This is a genomic window from Streptomyces sp. 5K101, assembly GCF_046506645.1.
Lineage (GTDB): Bacteria > Actinomycetota > Actinomycetes > Streptomycetales > Streptomycetaceae > Streptomyces.
Window position 1 is genome coordinate 20677 of record NZ_JBKFFO010000028.1, and the last position, 18565, is coordinate 39241.

The following is an 18565-nucleotide window of genomic DNA, read 5'->3' on the forward strand; positions in this document are numbered from 1 at the left end:
TCGGCGGCCCGACTCCTCAGCTCTGGACCTGGAGTCCGCCGCAGTCGCCGGCATCACCACGCCCTCGGAGAGCGGCCGTTCACACGACGACGTCACGGCGCACCCTGCGGACGAGAGACGTGACTCCCCCTGCCGACCGGAGTCACCGCTCGCCCTGCGGACCGGAACGGAGAAGACGCCCTACAGCTCGTAGACCGCGCTCACCGGCGCGTGGTCGCTCCAGCGCTCGCCGTGCGTCGCGGCCCGCTCCACCCACGCCTTCACGGCCCGCCGCGCGAGCCCGGGCGTCGCCACCTGGAGGTCGATGCGCCAGCCCGTGTCGTTGTCGAAGGCCCGCCCGCGGTAGGACCACCACGAGTAGGGGCCCTCCTGGTCGGGGTGCAGAGCGCGGACCACGTCGACGTAACCGGCCTCCGCGTACACCCGCGTGAGCCAGTCGCGCTCCTCCGGGAGGAAGCCCGAGTTCTTCCGGTTGCCCTTCCAGTTCCTGAGGTCGGCCTCCTGGTGGGCGATGTTCCAGTCACCGCAGACCACGACCTCGCGGCCGTCCGCGGCCGCCCGTTCCCGCAGCTCCTTCAGGTACGGCAGGAACGCGTCCATGAACCGCGTCTTCTCGTCCTGCCGCTCCGTGCCCACCTCGCCCGAGGGCAGGTACAGGCTCGCGACGGTGACGCCGGGCAGGTCGGCCTCCACGTACCGGCCGGCACCGTCGAACTCGCTCGACCCGAAGCCGATCCGCACCGCCTCCGGCTCGCGCCGCATGTACAGCGCGACTCCCGCGCGCCCCTTGGCGGCGGCCGGGGCGTGCACCGTGAACCACCCCTCCGGGCTGCGCACCTCGGCCGGCAGCTGGTCGGCCTCGGCGCGTACTTCCTGGAGGCAGACCACGTCGGCGGAGGAGCCCGCCAGCCACGGGCCGAAACCCTTCTTCGCAGCGGCGCGCAGTCCGTTCACATTCACGGTCGTCACGGTGAGCATTCCGGCAGCCTACCGACCGCCGGGTGGCGGACCGGTCCCTGTCCGCCACCATCCCTGCTCCCGCTCGTCTGCCCGTACGCTTTTCGGCATGCAGCTCAGAGCCGTGGCCTTCGACCACCCCGACGCCGTGAAGCTCAACGACGAGGTGCAGCTCGAATATGCCGAGCGTTACGGAGACGGGGACGGCGATGTCACCCCGCTCGACGCCTCGATGTTCGAGCCGCCGTGTGGCCTGTATCTCATCGCGTACGACACCGACGACCGCCCCGTGGCCACCGGCGGCTGGCGGACCCAGGACGAGAACCCGATGGGATACGCGAACGGCGACGCCGAGCTGAAGCGCATGTACGTGGTCCCCGAGGCCCGTGGACTCGGCCTCGCCCGCCGTATTCTCGCCGCCCTGGAGGAGGACGCCCGCACCGCCGGCCGGGTCCGGATGGTCCTGGAGACCGGCGACATGCAGCCCGAGGCGATAGCCCTCTACGCCTCAAGCGGCTACGAGCCGTGCGCGAAATTCGGCCACTACCGCTCCTACGAGAGCAGCCGGTGCATGGCCAAAAATTTGACACGCTCCTGACATAGTCACGCCATTCGTGGCACCCTGCCTCACGCACGTTCTTCCGCACCGCCTCGTCCCCCACCCCGCCCTCGTGCGCCACCGGGCGGGCACGGCAGAAGGAGACCTGCGTGAGACGCCATCGGACGTCCGCCGGCATCGTGCTGGCGGCCGCGACTCTGTTCGCCGGGGCCCTGTCGGCCACCTCCGCCACCGCGGCCCCCGTCCCCTCTCCTCCCACCGCCTCCACCCCCGCGTCCTTCGCCCCGAAGCAGGCGCCGACGGGCTTCTGGACCGCCGAGCGCATGCGTTCCGCCACCCCGCTCGACCTGATCCGCGCCGTCCCCGGCTCGCTCAAGGCGCCGAAGCCCGGCGGCGAGAAGACGGTGATCGCGCCGACCGCCTTCCCGGAGCCGGGCGGCCCCTGGACCGGCGGCGGCGTCGTGGTGAAGACGTCGGGCCGGGTGTTCTTCACCTTCCAGGGCCGTACGGCGTCCTGCTCCGGCAACTCGGTCACCAGCCAGAACGGCAGCACGGTCATCACCGCAGGCCACTGCGTGAAGTACCAGGGCTCCTGGCACACCAACTGGGTCTTCGTGCCCGCGTACGACAACGGCCAGGCCCCGTACGGGCAGTGGAGCGCGACGAAGACCCTGACGACCGACGCGTGGGCGGCGAGCGAGGACATCAACTACGACGTCGGCGCGGCCGTCGTCGCCCCGCTGAACGGCAGGACGCTCGCGCAGACCGTCGGTGCGCAGGGCCTGCAGTTCAACGGCGGTTACAACAAGGCGATGTACGCGTTCGGCTTCCCCGCCGCCGATCCGTACGACGGCAGCAAGCTGATCCACTGCAGCGGCAACAGCTCGAAGGACTTCCTCTTCTCGCAGGACCACAGCCTGGGCTGCGACATGACCGGCGGCTCCAGCGGCGGCCCCTGGTTCACCTCGTTCAGCGAGGCGACCGGCACCGGCCTCCAGGTCTCGGTGAACAGCTTCGGCTACACCTTCTGGCCCAACCGGATGTTCGGCCCGTACTTCGGCAACGAGGCGAAGGCGGTCTACGACAAGGCACAGGTCTCCTGACCGCGGCCCCCGCGCGCCCGGGCCGCCTCACGGCCCGGCCGCGCGGGGGGACTTGACGGCACGGCGCGCACGGTCCGGTCGCGCGGGGCGCTTGACGACACAGCGCTCAGGGTCCGGTCGCACGTGACGACACAGCGCTCACGGGCCGACCGCACGTGACGACACGGCGCTCACACGCCGCGCGAGGCCGCACGGCCCAGCGCCACCGCGACCAGGTCCCCGATATCCCGGTCCAGCTCCCGGTCCAGATCGCGGTCCAGGTGCCCCTTCCCGGCCGTTGTTCACGAGCCGGTCGAAGACGAGCCCGTCCACACAGGCCAACAGCGTGACCGTGCTGCGTTTCGCCGGTAGCCCGCGACGCCCCAGGACCACAGACGACGGAAGTGACACACACCACACTGCCGCGCCACCTACCCCGAGTACACGCTCCAGAACGCCATCGATCACCCCAGGAGGATGGTTCCCTATCGCGTGGCGACCTTGCCGTCAAGAAACGAATGTTCGGGACGAGCTCCTCTTCCCGGTGCCCGGCACCCTGAATGTCGAGGCAAGGCCGGTGAAGCGCCCCGGCGGTGGACAGTCGCACGTGTTCCTGCCTCGCTGAGGATTCCCGATTCACGAGGTGAGGAAATGCCATGTCTGATTCGTTGGCGACAGATCTGCTCTACGTCACACTCATCCTTCTGGCCGCATCTTTCGCTGTCTTGGTGATCATCGACCGGCGGAAGCAAATCGAGAGTGGCTGGGCCGAGTGGTGCCGGACGGCGAAGGCCTTGCCCTGGCGGGACCGGTGGGAGCTGTACCGGGCCACCTTGCGCGGCCGTGCGGTCTCAGATCCACGGATGGCGGCGCTGGCCGTACAACGCGCAAGGTGTTACCACGCATGGGTCGACAGCTCGATTCGGCCCGGCAGCGCCACGCGATGGTTCGGACCCCTGTTCGCCGCGCTTTCCCTGCTGGGGCTGCTTCTGGCTCTCATCGGCGGAGCCGCCGGCTGGTTCAACTACCGATTGGGAGCATCGTTGGTCGGGGGCGTGCTGGGAGGACTGCTCGTTTATCCCTGGTGCGCCCTGCTCAGGAAGCAGGCCCAGCGTTGTATCGACGCCAACCGTCACGCGTCAGCCTTCGGAGAGCCCGGCCGCAAAGCGGAACTGTAGGTGTGGAGCAGGCGCGCCTCGACGTCACCTTCGAGAGCCCCCGGCGTCAGACTTCGCTGCTGTACGACGCCGAAGAGCCCCGGTCGGATCTCTCCGATCGGGGCTCTCAGCTGCGGTGGACCTGTGGGGATTTGAACCCCAGACCCCCTCGATGCGAACTATCGGCGGGGCGGTCGCTGAGGTCTGCCGGGCATGCCTCTCGGCTCCTCAGGTGCGCTGAAGGTCCGCTGCGGTCGGCGTGGTTGCTGTACTCCACTGCTGTACAGCGCGGCCGCCGATCACCGCATTAGGAGTTCGCGCAGAGGTCCGCTACCGCTGGCGCTGGCATGGCTGCCTGTGCTGCGATTAGACGTGCGTGACCGCTGCGGTCCGCGGTCGTTGATGTCAGCTGTAGATGTCACCGGGAGGGTTCATGCGACGTCCCACAGCGCTCCCTTAGCGGACTCCAGGAAGCGCATCTGGCTGTCCTGAAGGCGGGTTTCGTCGACTGCTGTTGGGCTGGTCACCGCCTCAGCCAACACGAGAAAGTACACGCCTGCCGCTTTGCAGACTTCCTCGGGGCCTTCCAGTTCCACGTTGATCGCTGCCCGGGCGAGCGCCGCCAGGTCTTCTCGATCCCGACTACCGAAGTCATGGATGCGCTGGGCAACCTCGATGAACTGAGCGTAGACCTGTCTTCGCCGGTCGTGGGTGCGTGCGGCGCGTTGCCCTTCCAGGGTGGCCTGCGCTGTGGCTATTAGCGCATCTGCCTGCCTATCACCGGCATGCTGCGCGGCGGCCGCCTGTCGGTGGCCCGCGTTCCTCGTGAACCAGCCTGTCGCAACGCTGCCCGCTACCGCCGAACCAGCGGCTATCAGAGCAATCCCCCAGTCACTCATGGGAAATCCTGCCCGAGAATGAGGGGCTGCTTCCATCCCGGCCGTGGTTAGCGTCTGAATTCATCGAGTGATCGGCGGAGTTGAAGTTCGCGCCATCCTCACGCACTAGCTGGCGGCCGAGGAGGGCTTGATCCAAAACGGCAGTGGACGGCACGGAAGGTCCCGAACGAATGCATGAGATCAATAGGTCGCGCAGTAGGCGCCAGGAGGCCTCAAGCGTTTCGGCAAGTTTCGCGTCTTCTATCTTTGCTCCATGGACAGCCTTTGAGCGTAGCCCGTAAAGACGCTTAAACCTTGCCTGAACCTCAGCTCTTTCCTCGATGTCGTCAGCAATTAGGACTGCGGCATACATGGAAAGCCGAAAGCTGAGTTCATTTTGTACGTCGAACAGGGACTCAATCCCAGACCAGATGCGCGCCACCGCAGTTCGTGAGTCTTTAAGGAATGGTGCGTCTGCTGCCGAGTCGTAAGCCAGTCTGTAGCTCGGCTGTGCGTACAGATCAAAGTCCCTCGCAAGTCGCTCAGAAACCCAGTTTAGATCCGCTTCCGTGATCGCCGATTGTGATCCCCATAGCGCCCTCCGTGGGTCTTCAAGCGGCTGAATGAAGACGTCACCCGCATGTGCCGCTAGTTGACCCCATGGCGCATTAGAGAACGAAACAGCATTGATCAGGCAACTCGACTTCAGGCGCAGAAGAGAGATCACACGGTATGCCAGGTTGAGTGCGCCCTGAGGGGACTCCGCAATCCTCTCAGCGATGTAAAGTTCATGCCTAATGGTATGAGACAAGTGATGCAAATGAGTGAACATATGCCTAGATTGCGGCGCGAGTGCGCGCGCCAGCGAGCCCATATCAGGCAGATTAGCGACCGGTGCGATGCGAAATATCGGCTCTCCATCTAGAGGAAATGAAGAAATAGCCCCATCGGCGCTTTTGTCCGCCAGAACGGAGCCGGAAATTCCGATGAAGTATCCCTGGCGGCGATCATGTTCCTGTTGCCGTTTAGCCTCGTCCTCGATCAGCTGCACACGGGCTGCTTGCTTCCGCAGTCGGCTTGCAGCCAGGCGCAGCTCGTCGCCTGGCTGCAACGACGTTTCGGGTTCACTGTTATCGCTCAAGTCCCCCCCAGGATAATGCTCCTGGATAGAAGGTACCGCTCGCGGGGTGTCGCCGCACTCACGCTGTGAGGTCGGTGGAGCGGCTTTGGGCGGGAGCTGCCATGGGGCGAGAGATCGGGGCCCGTAAGCTTGCCGCGACTCGGGCAGTCTGTGGACCTGCCCGCTAAAGCCCGATGTGGGCCCCGATCTTCGAGGCTCGCCCCATGGTGGCTGCCTAAAGCCGCGGAGCCGACCGCTCCAGCCCCGTGCCGGCCGTTCTCACTTCGGGCAAGACGTCTCGCTCTAGCCGCGCGGCCGGCGGAGCCGGGGCCCGGAGCGGGGCGGAGACAGGAGCGTCGGGGCCCGGCGCTGGAGCCGGGGCCGCGCGCGGCGAGCGGAGCGAGCCGCCTTGAACCCGTAGAGAAGATTTCTACTCACCGCCTCCGCGGCGGCCGTGGGCCGTGATCGTCGTCTGTTGGTGGTCAGTCCCGGCGGCTACGCTGGTCCGCGCCAGCTGATGACATCAGGGAGTGGGCTCAAGGGATGGGACCGAAGTCGGAGCGGGTCTACCGCACGATTCGCGAGTGGGTGGCCTCGGGCAGGCTCAAGCCCGGCGAGAAGCTGCCCTCTGAGCGCACCCTTGAGAAGGAGCTCGAGATCGGCCGCACGCAGCTGCGCACCGTTCTGGCGAAGCTCGTCGCTGAGAACGTCATCGAGTCCTACGCCCGCAGCTCCTACCGGGTGCCGTCCCGTGAGGTGAGTATCGAGCGCCCGTCCGCCATGGAGTCGTGGCAGATTCACGGCGAGCGGACCGTGTACGACAACCGTTGGGTCAAGCTCGCCCTTGTCGACGTCGAGCCGCCTGGTGTCGAGCGCTTCGAGCATCACGTCGTCCGGCTCCATCACGTTGCGATCGCCGCCGTCCTAGATGACCAAGACCGCGTGCTCATGCTCTGGCGCTACCGCTTCGTTCCTGACAAGTGGGGTTGGGAGCTCCCCGGCGGGATCGTCGACCAGGGCGAAGACCCGCATGCCACCGCGCTCCGCGAGGTCCAGGAAGAGACCGGCTGGAGGCCCGATTCCCTCGATCACGTCGTCACCTACCAGCCCATGGTGGGCATGGTCGACTCACCGCACGAGATCTTCGTCGGCAAGGGCGCTCAGCACGTCGGCGACCCCACCGACATCGAGGAAGCCGGGCACGTCGCATGGGTGCCGCTGTCGGACATCCCCGGCTTGATGGCCAGGGATGAGCTGATGGGCTCGGGCACTCTCGTGGCGCTGCTCCACCTCCTGGCCTCGCGTGGGCAGGCAGCTCCTACAGCCTCAGCGTGAGCTGCTCGATACGGCGCAGGTGGCGAACTGATCCCGTCCGCTTGGCCAGCAACCGGGCTTGCTGTAGGTGCTCCTGCGCCTGGGCGTGTTCTTCGCGCGCAAGGTGAGCTTGGGCAAGGTTGCATCGCAGCCCTGAGGTGGCCCTGATGAACGTCGGGTCGGCTTCATCAAGGGCGGTGTAGAGACTGCTGAGCGCGTCGTCCTCGCCAAGCAGCGCGAGGGAACTTCCCCGCCACCGGGCCAGATGTCCTCCATTCAGGAAGATGCTGAGCATGTCCGGGTCGCGGGCCTCGGCACCGTCGGGCAGGACTGCGTCGGCCTTTTCGAGTGCTCGCCTGCAGTCATCCGCCATGCCCGCGTTGGCGCAGAGTTCCGCCTCGGCCGCGTACAGCCATGCCTGCAACCGTGGCGACATCTGGCTCCCGCCCAGCCGCTGGGCTTCGCGTACGAGAGCGACTCCTGTCTCCGGGCGGCCTGCGTCGTTGAGCACGTACGCCTGCTCGGCCGTCGCGTGCGCGAGATACATCGGCTCGCCTGCTTCTTGGGCTGCCCGCTTGCCCAATTCGTAGTGACGCCAGGCCCTTTCGACGCCTCCGGCATCGAGGGCCTGCCAGGCTGCGAGGGTGGCGGCTCCAGCCAGCGCGAGGGCCACCGGACGGCGGGTCTCGGGCAGGACGGCGAACGTCAAGGCGTCTTCGAGGGTCGCCAGATGCCCGGTCATCTGATCAACGAGCGTGGCCGCGCCCATCTGGCGGTCGACCGTCCGCAGCAACTCGGTCTGGTCCATGAAGGTCTTCACCATGGTGAGACTGACGTTGCGGGCCGAGTCGATACGGCTGATCAGCTCGTCATAGCCGCCGACTGCTGGGGGCGGCGAGGTCGGACTGTGCCGGCCGAACAGCTCCTCATCGGTGACGCCCAAGACGGGGCGCAAAATCTGCGCGTAGCGCTCAGTGATGGGGCGCTTGCCGTTCTCCCACTCCGAGACGTAGACGCGCAGGCTGGCGGTCGAGCCAATGTCGAGCGCGTGGCGTCTCGCGTACTGCTCGATCTCGTGGATGAGACGCGCTTGGGACCACTCGCGCCCGTTCCTCACCTCTCGCAGCCGGTTGAGCACCTGTACCGCCCCCGCGTGTGGATCTGACAGCTCTACAGCAGCATGCCTCACATCCGCGCAGGTCGTCAGGGGTTAACAGGCCGGTTTAACGGCTCGGCAGTGAACCTCTGTTGGCTACCGGGCGGTTGAGCGACGCGCTTCTCTAGAAGTGTCGCAAGAAGGCGAGTTGAGAAACCGGACGGCGACAACGCTTGACAGCTGGTGCGCACCAGATGCAACCTACTGGTGCGCACCAGTTGGAACGCGAACGTCCTGCGGTGCTGTCGCAGGACTCCCACAAGCCAACGCAGAAGCGGCGCCCTACCGCCAAGCAAGCCGCCGCTTCCGCCCCTATCAGGGAGCTTCCATCATGTCATCGTTCAAAATCGACACCTCGACCGCTGTCGTGTTCGTCGCCGTCGAGCCCAAGGCGAAGGTCATCAACAAGCAGACCGGTGAGATCGCGGTCGACCGTGAGACCGGCGCGAAGATGATGACGGTCGGCCTGACCATCGCGGACGAGGGTGAGGCGAACCTCTACACCGTCTCGATCCCGGAGACCGGCGTCCCGGAGGGGATCACGCTCGGCATGCCGGTCAAGGTCGTCGGCCTGAAGGCGCGGGACTGGGAGAACACCTTCAACGGTGAGAAGCGGTTCGGCATCGCCTTCCGCGCGGTCGCGCTCGTCGCTCCGTCCGCCAAGGGCTGAGCGGCATGTCGACCACGACACTCCTCGTCTTAGCGCTGGTGGTGGTCGCCGCAGCTCTGGTCCTGCGGCGGCTGCGCCCGGCCTGGTACTGGCTGAGCATCGGCGTCACGCTCGCCACGCTGCGGGTGGTGGTCCGGTACGCCTCGGTCATGGACGCCTGCGGGCTGACCGTTCCGCCGTCCCGGCTGCGGCTCACTCTCGCCCGGCTCACCAACCGTCCTGCGCCCGAGTCCCGGCCGCCGCGCATCCTGCGCATCCGCCCGACCCGCACGGGTCTGGTGCTGCGGGTCAAGCTCCAGCCGGGGCAGGACGCGTTCGACTTCGCGGCCTCCACGGACCGGCTGCGGCACTCGTTCGCCATGCACAGCGTCACGTCCCGTGAGGTCAAGTCGGGTGTGGTCGAGCTGCGCATGACCGGCTACGACGTGCTGGAACGGGTGCAGATGCCCGCCAAGATCGAGCGGGAAGGGCTCCGCGTCCCGGTCGCGCTGCGGGAGGACGGAGCCGTCCACTACCGCGACTACCTGGAGGTGCCGCACTCGCTGAACCTCGGCGCAACGAAGTCAGGCAAGTCCGTCTACCAACGCCACCTGGTCAAGGAACTCGCCTCCCGGCACGTCGCGCTGGTCGGGATCGACTGCAAGCAAGGGGTGGAACTCGCCCCGCTGGCCCGCCGGTTCTCCGCGCTGGCCGACAACCCGGACGACGCCGCCGACCTGCTGGAAGCGCTCGTCCAGCGGATGGCCGACACGTACCAGGTGATCCGGCGCGAGCAGCGCATCAGCGCGGACACCCCGGATGAGGAGATCACCGCCGACCTGTGGGGCCTGCCGGAGGACCTGCGGCCGGTGCCGGTCGTCCTCCTCGTCGATGAAGTCGCCGAGCTGGCGCTGTTCTCCAACACGGCGGAGAAAAAGCGCCGCGAGCGGATCGTCACCGCCCTGGTCCGGCTCGTGCAACTCGGCCGCGCTGCCGGCATCTACGTGGAGATCTGCGGTCAGCGCTTCGGCGCCGAACTCGGCGACGGCATCACCATGCTCCGTGCCCAGCTCACCGGCCGCGTCTCGCACCGGGTCAACGATGAAGCCTCGGCCAAGATGGCCTTCGGCGACATCTCCCCCGATGCGGTGCTCGCCACGACACAGATCCCGGTCGAGCGGCCCGGCCTGGCGGTCGCCGGTGACTCCACGGGCGGCTGGGTCCGCATCCGCACCCCATTCACGACGATGCGTCAGGCCGTGAACGCCTGCACCGCCAACGCTCACCGCACCCCGGTCCTCGACGGCCTGGAATCCTTCCGGCCGGTCCTGCCGGACCTGGCCCCGGCCGAGATCCCGGCCCCGGCCACCGAGCCAGTCACGGCCTGACGCCTGCTCCTCCTCGGTCGGCGCGACCGCTTCGCGCCACGTCCCTACCCCCGCCATGCCCGAAACGGCCCCGGGGCCCGGCGACCGGCCCACCACGCCTCGCCCGGCCCCGGCCCAAATCCTCAAGGAGGCGAAGACCGATGTTCCGCTCGATCCGCCTGGACGCCGTCCTCGTGCAAGCCGTGATCGCCGGTGCCCTGTCCTTCGCCCACCTGCACGACCTCGCCGCCGCTGCCGGACAGGACGGCTGGAAGGCATGGGCCTACCCCGTCTCCGTCGACCTGCTGCTCGTCGCAGCCTGGCGACGCCTGCGCACCCTGCGAGCCCAGGGCGAACCGGCTCGCGCGGCCTGGTCGTGGTTTGCCGTCGCCCTGGCCGCCTCGCTCGGAGCCAACGTCGCCACCGCGGGCCTGCTCGACCTGAACGACGTGCCCGACTGGCTGCGCATCCTCGTCGCCGGATGGCCCGCCCTGGCCTTCCTCGGCGGCACCCTCCTCGTCCACTCATCCACCGCCCCGACCAGCGAAGCCACGCCCGTTCCCGAGCCGGAGCCGTTGCCGGTGACTGTGCCGGCCGAACCGGACCCCGCCCCCGTGGCAGATGCGGTCGAGCCTGCCGAACCGGTCCCCGCCCTGCCCGCTGCACCGCCCGCCGACGTGCCGCCCGCCCTCGTCGACCACGCCCGCAAGCTCGCCGACGCCCACCGCGCCTCAACCGGCAACCCGATCGACGCCGCCACCCTGCGCAACCGCCTGGGCCTGCCCGGCCCGATGGCCGACCAGCTCGCCGCCCACCTCGCCTGAAAGGACAGCCCTCATGCCCGGACACGAACCGACACGAGACGAATACCTGTCAGCAGCACGCGAAATGGCCGATGCCGGTCGCACGACCCTGGCTCGGCTCCTCGCCGAAGAGGCTGCCGATCGTGCCACCGACCCGTCCGACGCCGCCCGCATCCTCGCCGAGTTCCCCGGCCTGAGCCTGCGAGCGGAGGACTGACCGCCATGCCCGCCCGTGACTTCTTCCACTCGGTGATGCGGATCGGCCCCGTGCAGATCGGCACCCACCGCGACCGGAACGGACGCACCAAGCACGCCGCCGTCTGCTCCCGCGACAACTGCGGCTGGTCCGCCGACTACTCCACCCAGTCCGCCGCCCAGCTCGCCGCCCGCACCCACCGCTGCCGCGTCAACTGACCCCCCAAGGAGCCCCGTCGTGAACGTTGAACTTCCGCTGATCGTCCTCGTCGCCGTCTTCGGCTACTTCGGCATCAAGCTCATGCGCCCGCCGACCTGGCTCATCGTCGTGCTCCTCCTCGGCGGCTTCCTCCTCGCCGACACCTTCCTCGCCCCGGCCATCGAGTCCACCACCCGAACCGGCGTCGACGCCGTCAACGGCACCACCAAGTGACCAGCTCAGAAGGGAGATTCACCATGCTCCGCCCGCGCATCCCGACCATGCCGACCCCGACCGGCATCGTCACCCCGCTCGCCCACCCGACACCGGGCCCGGTCGTCGAGCACCAGCCCGCCGCCGCGTGCGCCTGCCAGCACACCGCCCCGGCCCCCGCTGCGGCCCCGACCGTCGTCCCGGCCCCGGCCGCTCCTTCGGCGCCCACGGTCCGGCTCACCCCGACCGGCCTCCTGGTCGCCGTCGGCGGCGGTGCCGCGGTCGTCCTGGTCGTCGGTGCGGTCCTCGTCTCAATGCTCCTCGCCGTGGCTATCACGGCCGCCTCGGTCGCCGTCTGCGCCATCGTCCTGCGCTCCCTGCTCAACGGCCAGCGCCAGCGCTGACCGGCCTTCCGGGCGGCCCTGAAACCGCCAAGTCTCCGCCGCCCGGACGGCCAGCCCCTACCCGACTTCATCAACCGGAAGGACGTCCCATCATGCCCCAGCACCGCCACGCACCGGCCCGCGTCTGCCCGTCCTGCGACGGCTTCGCCTCCGCCGCCATCACGCTCGGCGGCTGCGACCGCAACGGCCAGCGCCGCACCATCACCGCCCACTGCCCCACCTGCCACGGCACCGGCACCGTCCCGCCCCTGCGCCAGCTGCTCGACGACGCCGCCGACGCCGCGTTCATCCGCTGACCGCCATGGCTGACCTCGCGCCCACCGTCGGCCGGCCCGGCGTGCACGTTGCCAAGACCGCCCGCCACTTCCCCGCCACCGGCTCGTACGCCTGCCGCTGCGGAGCGTCCGGCCGGGCCACGGGTGACGACAACGTCCGCGACCTGGTCGCCGAGTGGATCGACCACCGCAACACCTGCCCCCACCGCTGACCCCCGCCGGGGCACCGCCTCTGCTGGCCGGTGCCCCGGCCCCTCGTCTGTCCCGAAAGGAGGACCGTTCCTTGACCACCACCGCGCCGCCCCCGCTGCGAGACCTCGCCTTCCTCGCCTCGCTCGGCACCATGCCCGGCCTCATGCGCCAACTGCGCGGCCTCGGCGGCTGCACCACCCCGATCCGCCTCGACGGCCACCGCACCGACGTCCACACCACCACCGGCGAGATCCTGCACCACCTCACCGCCAGCGACCTGCCCGCCGGGAACCTCCTCGTGCGCTGCAACAACCGCCGCACCACCCGCTGCCCCGCCTGCGCCGAGACCTACCGCCGCGACACCTACCAGCTCATCACCGCAGGACTCCGCGGCGGCAAGGGCACCCCCGAACGCGTCGCTACCCACCCCAGGGTGTTCGCCACCTTCACCGCCCCCAGCTTCGGCCCCGTCCACAACCGCCCCGCCAAAGGCCGCTGCCGCTGCGGCACCACCCACCCCGCCGGCGCACCCGAGTTGGGCACCCCGCTCGACCCCGAACGCTACGACTACGAAGCGGCCGTGCTCTGGAACGCGCACGCCTCCAAGATCTGGGCCCGCTTCTCCATCTACCTGCGCCGCGAAGTCGCCAAGCGCGCCGGACTCTCACAGCGCGCCTTCAAGGAGCACGCCCGCGTCTCCTTCGCCAAGGTCGCCGAGTACCAGCGCCGCGGAGCCATCCACTTCCACGCCGTCATCCGCCTCGACGGCCCGGACGGCGGCGACACCCCGCCCCCGGCCTGGGCCACCGCCGAACTCCTCACCGACGCCATCCGCGCCGCCGCCACGGCCGCCGACGTGCCCGGCCCCGTCATCGACGGACGTGCCCACACCTTCGCCTTCGGCACCCAGCTCGACATCCGCCCCATCCGCTCCGCCGACTTCGACGGCGGCACCGAACTGACCGAACGCGCCGTCGCCGCCTACATCGCCAAGTACGCCACCAAAGGAGCAGAGACAGCGACCGGCACCCTCGACCGCCCCATCAAGTTCCTCGCCGAACTCGGCCGCAAATCCATCCCCGAACACGCCCGTCGCCTCATCCGCACCGCCTGGACCCTCGGCGCCCGCAAAGACCTCGAAGACCTCCGGCTCCGCGCCTGGGCCCACATGCTCGGCTTCCGCGGCCACTTCTCCACCAAAACCCGCCGCTACTCCACCACCCTCGGCGCACTCCGCACCGCCCGCGCCGAATGGCAACGCCTCCAAGCCGCCATCGCCCGCGGCGACCAAGCCGTGCCGGCCGAACCGCAGGACGACGACACCACCCTCGTCCTCGCGCACTGGGCCTTCGCCGGAACCGGACTCACCCGCGGCGAGGAATGGCTCGCCGCCTCCCTCACACCCGACACCACGGAAGGAGCACTCACCCCATGACCGCCACAGTGATAGAGCGCAAGTGGCACACCACCGCAGAGGTTGCCGGCATGCTCGACTTCGGGCTCTCCAAGACCAAGATGCTCGTGCTCACTGGGGAGATCCGCTCCGTGAAGGTCGGCCGTAACCGCCGCATCCTCCCGGCCTGGGTCGACGAGTACATCGAGCGCGTCGCCTCCGGCGCTGAAGGGCTGGCGGCATGAGCGGCAAGCGCGGCAACGGCGAGGGCTCCATCTACGCCTACCGGAACGGCTTCGCGGCTTACGCGTGGGTGGACACCCCGGAGGGCAAGCGCAAGCGGAAGTACGTCTACGGGCCAACTCGCGCGGCGGTCCACGAGAAGTGGGTCAAGCTGCACGCTGAGGCGCGCAAGGGGCCCGTGGCCACCAGTTCGCCGACGCTGGGGCAGCACCTCGCGTACTGGCTCAAGGAGGTGGTGCAGCCGGACTTGAAGCCCAAGACGGCCGAGACGTACGCCATGCACGTCCGGCTCTACATCGGCCCCGGCCTGGGTGACAAGCGGCTCGACAAGCTGACGGTGCGGGACGTACGGACGTGGGTCAACGCTCTGTCGGATCAGTGCCAGTGCTGCGCCCAGGGCAAGGACGCGAATCGCCCTGCTGATGAGCGTCGCTGCTGTGCTGTCGGCCGGTGCTGCGAGCAGGTGCCGTCACGACGCACGGTGCAGGATGCCCGCGCGGTGCTTCGCTCAGCGCTGACGAACGCCATGACGGAAGAACTGATCACGAAGAACGTGGCTGGCCTGGTCAAGGTGCGGTCGGGTAGGAAAAAGAAGCGTGAGCCGTGGTCTGTCGAGGAGGCACGGGCGTTCCTGGAGGCTGCTCGGACGGCTGCTGACCCGCTGTATCCGGCGTACGTGCTCATCCTGGTGCTCGGCTTCCGGCGGGGCGAAGTGCTGGGACTGACCTGGAAGAGCGTGGACCTCGACGCGGGAGAGATCCGGGTCGAGCACCAGCTCCAGCGCATCAACCGTCAGCTGGTGCACGACGAGACCAAGACCGAGGCATCGACCGCTACGCTTCCCCTGCCCCAGATCTGCGTGACTGCGCTCAAGCTGCGCCAGGAGGCACAACGGGTCGCCAAGAAGTCTGCCGGCCAAATGCGGCAGGACACCGACTTCGTATTCACCACGCGGTACGGCACGCCGATCGAGCCGCGGAACTTCAACCGCGCTTTCGCTGCCCGGTCGGCCAAAGCGGGCGTCCGGAAGATCCGCCTGCATGACACACGTCACACCTGCGGGTCTCTCCTCGCTGCCCTCGACGTCCATCCGCGGATCGCGATGCAGATCCTCCGGCACAGCAAGATCGCGGTGACGATGGAGGTGTACACACACATCCCGTCCGAGGCGACACGCAAGGCTCTGCGGAAGCTGGGCAAGCACCTGGGCGGGCCGGATCAGATGTAGTTGCTGTACTTCGCTGCTGTACGACGCCGAAGAGCCCCGGTCGGATCTCTCCGATCGGGGCTCTCAGCTGCGGTGGACCTGTGGGGATTTGAACCCCAGACCCCCTCGATGCGAACGAGGTGCGCTACCAGACTGCGCCACAGGCCCTTGCAACGAGTGAAACTCTAGCATCCCGATCGGGGTGCTTGGAAATCCGTTCCCTCGCTGGTCACGGATGCCGCCGGGGCGGCGTCACTCGTTGGCCGCGCGCGGCCGGTCCTCGTCCGCGTACTGATCGAAGAGCGGCGTGCGCCCGCGGTCGCGGGAGCGGCGCGGCTGGGGAGGCAGCCGGTCCGCCGGCGGCTCCGCGGACGGTACCGATACGGAAGGGGTCGTCGGTTCCGCGGCCGAGGAGCGGGCCGCGCTCCACGTCTCCGGGTCGCTGACGTCCACACCGCTCGACGCGCGCGGGGCGACGGGCGCGGTGACATAGGTCGGCAGCGGCACGGGAACGGGGTCCCAGCTGTCGCCGGTCGCCGGGCCGCGCTGGCGCTGCTGGTCCACCCACTCGGCGTGGTCGGTCTGCTCGACCAGCGCCCGGCGCCCGGCCTCCTGCGGGGAGAGCCTCGGCGCCGGTTCCGGCTCGGCATGCGCCGTGGGCTCCTCGTCGGGCTCGGGCGCGCGGGCGGGCGGCTGGTGCCGGCGCGGCCGGTTCTCGCGCAGCCGCTGCGCCGCGGCCTCGGCCTGCCTGCGGTCCATGACGTACGCGAAGCGACGCCGCTCCTGGCCCCGCAGGTACACGATGTAGATGCTCAGCAGGACGGCCGGGCCGGCCGGCGCCCACAGGAAGCCGAGCCCGCCGACCGCCGCGACGACCGCACCGGCCGTGAAGGCGACGAACAGGACCGACGTCGTCCGTCTGCGCCGGGCCAGCACCTTGCCGCGCCGGGCCCGCTCGACGGCGGCGCGGCTCTGCGGCTGCCGCGGGGCCGGGCGGCGGGCCGGCGGGCGGCCCGGAGGGTCGGCGTCCGAGGACGTGTCGGACGACACGTCCTGGCGCACTTCGGTTCGGGGCGCGGCGAAGGCCCGGACGTCCACAGAACTCAGCCGGTCCGTGGCGGCATCCGGGTCCACGTCGTGCTCGGGCCCCTCTGTGGTGCGTTCCCGCAGCTCCTTGGCGTACCGGCGCTCCATCGCCGCCCGGCCGGACAGCAGCCGGATGGCGGTGGAGAAGCGTTCGGTCGGACGGGCTTCGTTGAGCTCGTCCTGCCTGCGGAGCCACATCGGCACCAAGTAGGCGGCCCAGGCCCCGACGATGACTGCGTAGATGAGGCCGCTGCTGCTCACGCATCACACCGTAGAGGGATTCGCGCAAGGGCATCCGCCAATTGGGCCGGTGTGTCGCACGATCTGGCTGATATCACCGACTTTTTTTGTGATTACTCAGACCAGTTCGCGTTCCGCGACAACCGGGCGGCGACCAATTTCGAACACTTATTTTATTTCCTGTGCTGTTCCCGATGTCGTTCCGGGCGCTCCGGGTGCCGACCCGGGTCGGGCCTGGTGCCAGCGGGTCAGGAGCCCCTCCGGGACCTCCTCGGCCGTCAGCGCGAAGACAAGATGGTCACGCCACGCACCGTCGATGTGGAGATAACGGGGCCGCAGCCCCTCCTCGCGGAATCCGAGTTTCTCCACGACCCGGCGGCTGGGCGCGTTCTCGGGGCGGATGCACACTTCCATCCGGTGCAGCCCCACCGTACGGAAGCAGTGGTCCACGGCGAGGGCGACCGCCGTGGGCATCACGCCGCGGCCCGCGACGTCCCGGTCGACCCAGTACCCGACGTGGCCCGAGCACATCGAGCCCCAGGTGATCCCGGCAACGGTCAACTGGCCCACCAGACGCCCGCGGTACTCGATGACGAACGGCAGCATCCGGCCCGCGTTCGCCTCCGCCCGCAGGTGGCGGACCATCTGACGGTAGGTCGGGCGCTGCGTGACCGGGCCGCCCGGCGCGGGCGGCGGAATCGTCGCCTCCCAGGGCCGCAGCCAGTCGCGGTTGCGGCGGTTGACCTCGCGCCAGTTCCGCTGGTCGCGCACCTTTATGGGGCGCAGGACGACGTCGCCGTCTGCGAGGACCACAGGCCAGGTCACGTTCATGACGTCGGTGACGACTCGTCCGCCGGACCTGGATGGTCCCCGCCGCGGATCTGGTCCACGGCGTGCCGCAGGAGCCCCTCCAGCACCGCGAGACCGTCGCGCACTCCCCCCGTGGAGCCCGGCAGGTTGACGATCAGGGTGCGGCCGGCGACCCCGGCGACGCCACGCGAGAGCGCGGCGGTGGGCACCGTGTCCCGCCCGTACGCCCGGATCGCCTCCGGGATGCCGGGGACCTCGTGGTCCAGCAGCGCACGCGTGACGTCAGGTGTGCGGTCGGTGGGCGAGATGCCCGTGCCGCCGGTGGTGAGGATGACGTCGTAGCCGTCCGCCACCCCCGTGCGCAGCGCCTCGCCGACCGGGTCGCCGTCGGGCACCACCCGGGGGCCGTCGACGGCGAAGCCGAGGACGGTGAGCCTCTCGGCGATCAGCGGGCCGCCCTTGTCCTCGTACACCCCGGCGGAGGCGCGGTTGGACGCGGTGACGACGAGGGCCCGGTACGGAGCGGTGGCGTGGGCGGCGGTGGTCATGACTGTGCTCCCTCGCGCGTCCAGTCGCCGGATTTGCCGCCCGTCTTCTCCTCGACGCGGATGTCCGTGATCACGGCCGCCTTGTCGACCGCCTTGACCATGTCCACGACGGTGAGTGCGGCGACGGAGACGGCGGTGAGGGCCTCCATCTCCACGCCGGTGCGGTCCGTCGTCTTCACGGTGGCCGTGATCTCGACCGCGTCGTCCGTGACGGCCAGGTCCAGCTTCACGCCCGAGACGGCGAGCGGGTGGCAGAGCGGGATCAGGTCGGGCGTGCGCTTGGCGCCCATGATCCCGGCGATCCTGGCCGTGGCGAGTGCGTCGCCCTTCGGGACGCCCTCCCCTCGCAGCAGCTCCACGACCTGCCGCGATACGAGGACGCGCCCGGTCGCCCGCGCGGTGCGGGCGGTCACGTCCTTCTGGGAGACGTCCACCATGCGGGCCGCTCCCGCGTCGTCGATGTGCGTCAGCCTGCCTTGCGTACTCATCTGCTGTGGCGCTCCCGGTCCGGTCCCCTC

At 69.2% G+C, this 18565-nt stretch carries 24 protein-coding genes and 1 tRNA gene; 16 read left to right on the plus strand and 9 right to left on the minus strand.

Features of this window, described 5'->3' with window-relative positions; genetic code table 11:
• Window positions 1-180: 180 nt before the first annotated feature.
• The gene (locus ACLB9X_RS31300; protein WP_410363804.1) at window positions 181-978 is read right to left on the minus strand and encodes an exodeoxyribonuclease III; all 798 of its coding nucleotides are present in this window, start codon (window positions 976-978) and stop codon (window positions 181-183) included.
• An 88-nt stretch (window positions 979-1066) separates the two neighbouring features.
• Between ACLB9X_RS31300 and ACLB9X_RS31305 the strand changes: the two genes are divergently transcribed.
• From ACLB9X_RS31305 to ACLB9X_RS31315, 3 genes are all read left to right on the plus strand, one after another.
• Window positions 1067-1555, plus strand: a complete 489-nt coding sequence (locus tag ACLB9X_RS31305) for a GNAT family N-acetyltransferase (RefSeq protein ID WP_410363805.1) — start codon at window positions 1067-1069, stop codon at window positions 1553-1555.
• 110 nt (window positions 1556-1665) lie between these two features.
• Window positions 1666-2619, plus strand: a complete 954-nt coding sequence (locus tag ACLB9X_RS31310; protein WP_410363806.1) for a trypsin-like serine peptidase — start codon at window positions 1666-1668, stop codon at window positions 2617-2619.
• A gap of 635 nt (window positions 2620-3254) precedes the next feature.
• The gene (locus ACLB9X_RS31315; RefSeq protein ID WP_410363807.1) at window positions 3255-3776 is read left to right on the plus strand and encodes a hypothetical protein; all 522 of its coding nucleotides are present in this window, start codon (window positions 3255-3257) and stop codon (window positions 3774-3776) included.
• A gap of 410 nt (window positions 3777-4186) precedes the next feature.
• On the opposite strand, the gene ACLB9X_RS31320 is transcribed toward ACLB9X_RS31315, so the two are convergent.
• Entirely contained in the window at window positions 4187-4654 is a 468-nt protein-coding gene (locus tag ACLB9X_RS31320; RefSeq protein WP_410363808.1) for a hypothetical protein, read from the minus strand.
• Window positions 4647-5684, minus strand: coding sequence for a hypothetical protein (locus ACLB9X_RS31325; RefSeq protein ID WP_410363809.1), 1038 nt, complete (start codon window positions 5682-5684; stop codon window positions 4647-4649). Before ACLB9X_RS31325 ends, ACLB9X_RS31320 begins: the two co-directional genes overlap by 8 nt.
• 612 nt (window positions 5685-6296) lie before the next feature.
• Here ACLB9X_RS31325 and ACLB9X_RS31330 point away from each other — a divergent pair.
• Window positions 6297-7088, plus strand: coding sequence for an NUDIX domain-containing protein (locus ACLB9X_RS31330; protein ID WP_410363810.1), 792 nt, complete (start codon window positions 6297-6299; stop codon window positions 7086-7088).
• On the opposite strand, the gene ACLB9X_RS31335 is transcribed toward ACLB9X_RS31330, so the two are convergent.
• On the minus strand, window positions 7072-8205 hold the full coding sequence (locus ACLB9X_RS31335) for an XRE family transcriptional regulator (RefSeq protein ID WP_410363811.1): 1134 nt from the start codon (window positions 8203-8205) through the stop codon (window positions 7072-7074). The two genes, ACLB9X_RS31330 and ACLB9X_RS31335, sit on opposite strands and share 17 nt — an antisense overlap.
• Before the next feature lie 349 nt (window positions 8206-8554).
• Between ACLB9X_RS31335 and ACLB9X_RS31340 the strand changes: the two genes are divergently transcribed.
• The 12 genes from ACLB9X_RS31340 (at window position 8555) to xerC (ending at window position 15384) form a co-directional block, all read left to right on the plus strand.
• A complete protein-coding gene (locus ACLB9X_RS31340) occupies window positions 8555-8893 on the plus strand; it encodes a hypothetical protein (RefSeq protein WP_410363812.1) in 339 nt (112 codons plus the stop codon).
• 5 nt (window positions 8894-8898) lie between these two features.
• Complete coding sequence (locus tag ACLB9X_RS31345) at window positions 8899-10260, plus strand: FtsK/SpoIIIE domain-containing protein (protein WP_410363813.1); 1362 nt, start codon at window positions 8899-8901, stop codon at window positions 10258-10260.
• 140 nt (window positions 10261-10400) lie between these two features.
• The gene (locus ACLB9X_RS31350; RefSeq protein WP_410363814.1) at window positions 10401-11063 is read left to right on the plus strand and encodes a DUF2637 domain-containing protein; all 663 of its coding nucleotides are present in this window, start codon (window positions 10401-10403) and stop codon (window positions 11061-11063) included.
• 13 nt (window positions 11064-11076) lie between these two features.
• Window positions 11077-11259, plus strand: coding sequence for a hypothetical protein (locus ACLB9X_RS31355; RefSeq protein ID WP_410363815.1), 183 nt, complete (start codon window positions 11077-11079; stop codon window positions 11257-11259).
• Between the two features lie 5 nt (window positions 11260-11264).
• Entirely contained in the window at window positions 11265-11456 is a 192-nt protein-coding gene (locus ACLB9X_RS31360; protein ID WP_410363816.1) for a mobile element transfer protein, read from the plus strand.
• A 19-nt stretch (window positions 11457-11475) separates the two neighbouring features.
• A complete protein-coding gene (locus ACLB9X_RS31365; protein ID WP_410363817.1) occupies window positions 11476-11670 on the plus strand; it encodes a hypothetical protein in 195 nt (64 codons plus the stop codon).
• 23 nt (window positions 11671-11693) lie between these two features.
• Window positions 11694-12053, plus strand: coding sequence for a SpdD-like protein (locus ACLB9X_RS31370; RefSeq protein ID WP_410363818.1), 360 nt, complete (start codon window positions 11694-11696; stop codon window positions 12051-12053).
• A gap of 92 nt (window positions 12054-12145) precedes the next feature.
• Complete coding sequence (locus tag ACLB9X_RS31375) at window positions 12146-12349, plus strand: hypothetical protein (protein ID WP_410363819.1); 204 nt, start codon at window positions 12146-12148, stop codon at window positions 12347-12349.
• 5 nt (window positions 12350-12354) lie between these two features.
• The gene (locus ACLB9X_RS31380; protein WP_410363820.1) at window positions 12355-12540 is read left to right on the plus strand and encodes a hypothetical protein; all 186 of its coding nucleotides are present in this window, start codon (window positions 12355-12357) and stop codon (window positions 12538-12540) included.
• A 131-nt stretch (window positions 12541-12671) separates the two neighbouring features.
• Window positions 12672-13955 (plus strand): replication initiator, encoded by a 1284-nt coding sequence (locus ACLB9X_RS31385; protein ID WP_410363845.1) that lies wholly within the window; start codon window positions 12672-12674, stop codon window positions 13953-13955.
• A complete protein-coding gene (locus tag ACLB9X_RS31390) occupies window positions 13952-14158 on the plus strand; it encodes an excisionase family DNA-binding protein (protein WP_410363821.1) in 207 nt (68 codons plus the stop codon). Before ACLB9X_RS31385 ends, ACLB9X_RS31390 begins: the two co-directional genes overlap by 4 nt.
• Window positions 14155-15384, plus strand: a complete 1230-nt coding sequence (xerC, locus tag ACLB9X_RS31395) for a tyrosine recombinase XerC (RefSeq protein ID WP_410363822.1) — start codon at window positions 14155-14157, stop codon at window positions 15382-15384. Before ACLB9X_RS31390 ends, xerC begins: the two co-directional genes overlap by 4 nt.
• A gap of 73 nt (window positions 15385-15457) precedes the next feature.
• Here xerC and ACLB9X_RS31400 read toward each other — a convergent pair.
• From ACLB9X_RS31400 to moaC, 5 genes are all read right to left on the minus strand, one after another.
• A tRNA-Ala gene (locus tag ACLB9X_RS31400) sits at window positions 15458-15531 on the minus strand.
• Window positions 15532-15615: 84 nt separating this feature from the next.
• Window positions 15616-16710 (minus strand): gephyrin-like molybdotransferase receptor GlpR, encoded by a 1095-nt coding sequence (gene glpR, locus ACLB9X_RS31405; protein WP_410363823.1) that lies wholly within the window; start codon window positions 16708-16710, stop codon window positions 15616-15618.
• A 147-nt stretch (window positions 16711-16857) separates the two neighbouring features.
• Complete coding sequence (locus ACLB9X_RS31410) at window positions 16858-17520, minus strand: GNAT family N-acetyltransferase (protein WP_410363824.1); 663 nt, start codon at window positions 17518-17520, stop codon at window positions 16858-16860.
• A complete protein-coding gene (locus ACLB9X_RS31415) occupies window positions 17517-18047 on the minus strand; it encodes a molybdenum cofactor biosynthesis protein B (RefSeq protein ID WP_410363825.1) in 531 nt (176 codons plus the stop codon). The genes ACLB9X_RS31410 and ACLB9X_RS31415 overlap by 4 nt, the downstream gene beginning before the upstream one ends.
• Window positions 18044-18535, minus strand: a complete 492-nt coding sequence (moaC, locus tag ACLB9X_RS31420) for a cyclic pyranopterin monophosphate synthase MoaC (protein ID WP_410363826.1) — start codon at window positions 18533-18535, stop codon at window positions 18044-18046. Before moaC ends, ACLB9X_RS31415 begins: the two co-directional genes overlap by 4 nt.
• Window positions 18536-18565: the final 30 nt, after the last annotated feature.